At 59.0% G+C, this 6,024-nt stretch carries 5 protein-coding genes; 4 read left to right on the forward strand and 1 reads right to left on the reverse strand.

The window, feature by feature from the left end; all coding sequences use genetic code 11:
- Positions 1–9 precede the first annotated feature (9 nt).
- Entirely contained in the window at positions 10–1,245 is a 1,236-nt protein-coding gene (locus DWY05_RS08960; RefSeq protein WP_117736598.1) for an LCP family protein, read from the forward strand.
- Between the two features lie 376 nt (positions 1,246–1,621).
- Here the strand turns inward: DWY05_RS08960 and pepT are convergent, their stop codons facing one another.
- A complete protein-coding gene (pepT, locus tag DWY05_RS08965) occupies positions 1,622–2,869 on the reverse strand; it encodes a peptidase T (RefSeq protein ID WP_117821433.1) in 1,248 nt (415 codons plus the stop codon).
- Between the two features lie 120 nt (positions 2,870–2,989).
- On the opposite strand from pepT, the gene DWY05_RS08970 reads away from it, so the two are divergent.
- From DWY05_RS08970 to DWY05_RS08980, 3 genes are all read left to right on the forward strand, one after another.
- Positions 2,990–3,412 carry a metal-dependent transcriptional regulator gene (locus DWY05_RS08970; protein ID WP_089573098.1) on the forward strand — a complete coding sequence of 141 codons (423 nt, stop codon included), beginning with the start codon at positions 2,990–2,992 and terminating at the stop codon, positions 3,410–3,412.
- Positions 3,413–3,422: 10 nt separating this feature from the next.
- Entirely contained in the window at positions 3,423–4,316 is an 894-nt protein-coding gene (locus DWY05_RS08975) for a homocysteine S-methyltransferase family protein (RefSeq protein WP_117821432.1), read from the forward strand.
- 158 nt (positions 4,317–4,474) lie between these two features.
- Positions 4,475–5,875 carry a phosphoglucomutase/phosphomannomutase family protein gene (locus tag DWY05_RS08980; RefSeq protein WP_117630036.1) on the forward strand — a complete coding sequence of 467 codons (1,401 nt, stop codon included), beginning with the start codon at positions 4,475–4,477 and terminating at the stop codon, positions 5,873–5,875.
- Positions 5,876–6,024 lie beyond the last annotated feature (149 nt).

Consider the following 6,024-nt stretch of genomic DNA (forward strand, 5'->3'; position numbering starts at 1 on the left):
AGGTTGCCTATGTTTAATAAAAAGCCCCTCGCGGATACCACCACCCGAAGACCCTCAACTGGTGCGCAGGCCAAGATCTACAGTCGCGATAACGTGGCTCGCTATTCCGAGCGCGCTCGTCAACGTCGCCGTAGCCACACGATTCGTCACGTCGCGCTCATTGTCGTGCTTGGTGTGCTGCTGAGTGCCACTACCGCTGCCGGCCTGTGGTTTGCCACCATTATGGGCAAGCTCGGCGATTCTAATGTCATTACCGACAATCTGCGTCGGGTTCTGGTTGACACCGATGAGGCAAAGGATCCGTTCTACGTGCTGCTTCTTGGCACCGACGGCCGTCCGGGCGAGGATACGTATCGTGCCGACTCGATTATCCTGGCACGCATCGACCCCACGCAAAAGCAGGCGACGCTCATTTCCGTTCCGCGCGACACCAAGGTCGAGTACAAGGGCGAGACCATGAAGATCAACGCCTGCCATACCGTTGGCGGCGCCGAGGCCATGGTCGAGGCGGTCAACGAGCTGTGCGGTGTTCAGATTTCCCACTATGCCGAGGTCAGCTTCGACGGTATGCAGGCGCTGATTGATTCGGTTGGCGGTATCGACATTAACGCAACCGATGATGTTGACGACCCCGAGCACCTGGATATTAAGATTACCGCTGGTCAGCAGCATATGGACGGCGCCACCGCCCTTACCTATGCCCGCTGCCGCTACACCTATGCCGACGGCGATTACACGCGCATGCGCCACCAACGTCAGGTGCTTGGCGCCCTTGCCAACCAGATTCTCAATAACTTCGATGCCACGAAGATCTTTGGCCTGGTTAATTCGCTGTCCGATATGCTCGTAACCGATATGAGCGTTCAGGATATCGTGGCTACGGTCAATGCCATGCGCGGTATGGATGTCGACGGTATCTACTCGGCCAACCTGCCCTCGTACGCCGACGACAGCACCATGATCGACGGTGTGAGCTACGTCTTTGTCTACGAGGACGAGCTCAAGGAAATGATGGAGCGCGTCGATGCCGGCAAGGATCCCAAGGGTCCCAACACCATGGGTCTTTCCGACGGTTCCAGCTCTACGATCGGCGACCTCAGCAACAACACGTCTGACGACTACGCAAACGGTACCGCAACCTCATCGGTCAGCTCTGACGATTCCGATGACTCAAGCGATTCGAGCGATTCGGACTACTACGAAGAGCCCACCGGCGACGGCAACGGCTACGAAGCCAACTACTAAGTTACGCGGTTTTACCAAACCGCGTAACGGCTCGACGCTGCGCGGGCCGCATTTGGACAATCTGACGTTCAACTTCAAGGGCGCGACCAGAAGGTCAGCGCCCTTTCGTTTCACGTCACCTTGTCTCAAATGCGACCCGCTCGCTGCCCGTCCTCAACCTGCGACGTTAGTCATTGGGGACGTTCTTAAACGACTGGTCAAAGGGGACACTCTTGATGCACTTGGCACTTGGGGACGTTCCTTTTGTGCCGGCAGTTTGGGACACTCCTTGCGTTAAGAGGCTGGCGTGCGTCAACCTGTTCTCATTGCAGCAAAAAACCGCCCCGTTCTCTGTAGAGGACGGGGCGGTTTGTCTTTTAGGCTTGAGCGGCCAGGCTTATGCAAAGCGAGCGACGAGCTCCTGGAGCACGTCGGTCATCTTGACGAGCGAACTGACCGGGACGAACTCGTTGACGCCGTGGTAGCAATAGCCGCCGGTGGAAAGGTTGGGGCAGGGCAGACCGCGGAACGACAGCTGAGCGCCGTCAGTGCCGCCACGAATCGGCAGCACTTGGGGCTCAACGCCGCAGGCAAGGTAGGCTTCCTTGGCAACATCAATAAGCTCGGGATAGTCACGAACGATCTCGGCCATATTTCGATACTGCTGCTTAATCTCGACTGTCACGCGCTCCTCACCCAGACGCTGGTTGAGCATCGAGGCGGCGGCATCAATAAGGTCGAGTTTCTGCTGGAACTTGGCGGCGTCATGGTCGCGGACGATGTAGCGCGCTGTGGCGTGATCGACGGTCGCAGATACACCCTCAAGGTGATAAAAGCCCTCGTAGCCTTCCGTATACTCCGGGCGCTGCACGTAGGGGAGCAACGCGTTGAAGTCGCAGAACAGATTGCCTGCGTTGACCATACGGCCCTTAGCGTCGCCCGGGTGGATGGACTGGCCCTCAAAGCAGACGGTCGCCTCGGCGGCGTTAAAGCACTCCCACTCCAGTTCGCCGATGGGGCCGCCGTCGACCGTGTAGGCGTACTTGCAGCCAAAGGTATCGATATCCAACAGCTCGGCTCCGTGGCCGATCTCCTCGTCAGGGCAGAAGCAAATGCCGAGTGCGGGATGGGGCAGAGAAGGGTCCTGAGCGATACGCGCGACAAGCGACATGATCTCGGCGACGCCTGCCTTGTCGTCCGCGCCCAGCAGCGTGGTGCCATCGCTGCAGACCAGGTCCTCACCCGCGAGGTCATTCAGGGCGGGAAGCTTGGCGGTACTCATGGCAACGGGCTTACCGTCAACCGTGCCGCAGACCAGGTCGCCGCCTTCGTAGTGTACGATGTGCGGCTTCACGCCGGCGCCCGGTGCAACTTCGGTGGTGTCGAGATGGGCGATCAGGCCCAGGGCGGGCTTGTCCTCAGCGCCCGCACTTGCGGGGATATGCGCGCAGACATAGGCGTGCTCGGTCACGTGGGCATCTTCCGCACCAAGCTCGCGCAGCTCTTCAGCCAGCACGTTGGCAAGGTCAAACTGAACGGCGCTCGAGGGTACCTGGTCGCAGTTTGCATCCTCGGACTGCGTGTTGATCTGGACGTAGCGCAAAAAGCGTTCGAGGACATCGGGGCTCGTGGTGGTGTTTTCCATAAAGACCGCTCCAATCTTGGTCGTCGTGTGCAACAAGAACTCTAGCACGGTATGCCACGGCATACCACGACGCTTGGATGGGGTAGAATCAGCCATTGAATGCAGAAGGGACGGAAGATCATGGATACGACAAATAGCTCGCGCGAACTACATCTGACGGTGGCGAACGAAGACTACTTGGAGTGCATGGTTCGCATTGAAAGCGAAGAGGGGGAAACCAACGGCGTGCGATCGGTCGACATCGCGCAGCGCCTTGGCGTCTCCAAGGCATCGGTCAATAAAGCGGTTTCGGCGCTCAAGGCATCCGAGCTTGTCGAGCAATCGCACTACGGCAAGGTAGTCCTGACCGATCGCGGCCGCGAGGTTGGCACGGCTATCTGGTACCGTCATCGCCTCGTCCGCACGTTTTTGGTTCAGGAGCTCGGTGTCGAATTTGAGCGAGCCGATTCCGAGGCCTGCATGATGGAGCATGCGCTTTCCGAGGACACGATGAACCGCTGGCTCGCCTATCTCGAAAAGCAGGGAATCAGCGTCGAGGAATAGCGGGATATATATGGATACGAGTTATTACAACCGCTTTGGTGCCGAGGAACTTGCGCGCCGCTTGTCGAGCGAGACCTTGTTGGCGCAGGGCCCCATGGGCAGTGTTCTGTTGAGTGAGTACGATGCCGCCGACATTCCACCGGCGTTTTGGAATCTGGCAGAGCCGCAGACCGTTTCTCGTATCCATCGCTTGTATGTCGCCGCCGGCGCGCAGGTGCTCATTACCAACACCTTTCAGGCATCGAGCTATGCCCTCAAGCACGACCAGATTGCGCCGTCCGTGGCGGAGGTCAATCGCGGGGCCGTCGACGATGCCCGCCAGGCGCACCCTCAGCTGCTGCTAGGCTCGATGGGCCCGATCGGTATTGAGTGGTTTGCCGAGGACTCTGCCGAGTATCGTGAAATCCGAGGCATTGCGCGCGAACAGGCGCACGCCTTGCTCAACGCCGGCGTTGACGGTCTGCTGATCGAGACGGTGACGTCTATCCGTAATTTGCAGCCCATGCTTGCCGGCGCTCGAGATGCCGCCGACGGCATGCCTGTTCTGGTGAGTTTTGTCGTTGACGATAAAGGCGACCTGTTGGGCGATGGCCTCAACATCGAGGCAGCCGTTTTGTACGCCGAAAAACACGGCGCAAACTCGGTTGGTGTTAATTGCTGTTCGCTTGCGGCCGCGAACGCGGCGGTGCCCAGGATGGTTGCATCGGCGACTACTCCCGTCACGGTGCGTCCCAACGTAGGCGATCCGGTCCAGACTCAGGATGGCCCCGTATGGCACGAGAATCCCGAAGCTTTCGCGCGCGCATGCATCGAATGGAGGCATGCCGGTGCTGCAATGGTGGGCAGTTGCTGTGGAACCACGGCAATCACTACGGCAGCGATGGCCGAGGCGCTCGATATATAAAGGGCAAAACCACTCCATACGGGGCGGTTTTTTCATTGCTTGCATGTCCTCGGCAGCATTTGCCCAAATGGTGAATGCTGGTGCCGGCAGGTTGCCGAGTGTGTATCGCGGGTATACCTCATGCGTACCATGATCCAAACACTGTGAGGTGTCTGCGCGTGTGCGCGATAATTCATTTTGGAACTGACGGTTGGCGCGCTCGCGTCGATGAGGACTTCACTGCCGATAACGTTGCCCGTATCGCCGATGCTGTCGGCGAATTGTGGCAAAAGACCAATCCGGGCAAAACGGTATATATAGGGTTCGACACTCGGCCCCTGGCGCGCGAGTTCGCTGAGCTTGCGGCGGGTGTGCTAGCAGCGCACGGGCTAGACGCCGTGCTCGCTTCGCGACCTGTTCCGACCCCTGCCCTTACGTGGGCGGCGGCTTATGACGGTGAGGCGTGCGGCGCGCTCATGGTGACGGGGTCCCATCATCCGCAGGGTTATCTGTGTCTCAAAATTCGCATGGGTGACGGCTCGACCGCCAACCAAGATGTCATCGAAGAGCTCGAAGAGACCATGGCTCCCGAGCCAATGGGGATCGAGGGGCAATATCGCACCGCGGATATCATTCCTGACTATATGCAAGCGGTGGCATCGTTTGTCGATGCCGAAGCCATCCGCGCCGCGCACCTGCGCGTGGTTGTTGACCCCATGGGCGGCGCAGCCCAGGGCTATCTAGCCGACTTGCTGCGCGAGCTTGGCGTTGAGGTGCACGAGATTCACGCCGGGCAGGCGCCTGACCAAGAAGATATCTGCCCCGACCCCGTTGAGCCGTGGGTGGACGCTTGCGAGCATACGGTTATCGAGGACGGAGCTTGCGCTGGCCTGGTGACCGACGGCGACGCCGACCGTATCGGCGCGGTTGACGAGCGCGGCAGATATATACATCCGCATCAGATCATGGCGCTCGTTTTGGGCGACTTGGTTCAATTTCGTAATTTGGAGGGGCGCGTCGTCGTCAATCTTTCGTGCTCGACGCTCGTGCGTCGCATTGCCGAGGCGCTTGGCTGCCGCGTGACCGTCAAACCAGTCGGTTTCAAATATATAGCGGCAGAGATGAAGAAGGGTGGCGTCCTCATAGGCGGCGAAGAAGCCGGTGGTATCGGCATCGCCGCGCATATGCCCGAGCGCGATGGAATCCTCGCCTGTCTGATTCTGTGTGAGCTTATGGCAAAGACGGACGCGCCTTTGGGCGTTCTGGTCGACCAACTCGAGGACAGTTTTGGTAAGACGAGTTACGGTCGACGCGATTTGCGCCTTGAGGCCGAAGATGCCGAAACGTTACGAACCCTGCTGCCGGGCGTAAACCCCAAGTCGATTTGTGGCAAGGTGCCGCAAAACGTTAGTCATATGGATGGCTTGCGTTTAGCATTCGAGGATGACACGTGGCTGCTGGTCCGTCCTAGCGGGACCGAACCAGTGGTGCGCGTCTACGCCGAGGGGTTCTCGGTGGAAGAACGTGATGAGTTGCTCGATGCTGGCTGTGCTTTAGCTAGGGGAACGTATCCGCTTTAACCATGAGACTGCCTTATATAAAGAGATGCTCGGCGAGCGGTAGTTAACGGCTGGCAAACGTTAGTCGGATCCCAAACTGTGTAGGAAATGTGTATGCCCAGATTCCCGCCCCCGGGGCCCCTCCGGTCTGGCAATATATCTCCTTGCCG

It is taken from the genome of Collinsella sp. AF23-4AC (genome assembly GCF_003462685.1).
Taxonomy (GTDB): domain Bacteria; phylum Actinomycetota; class Coriobacteriia; order Coriobacteriales; family Coriobacteriaceae; genus Collinsella.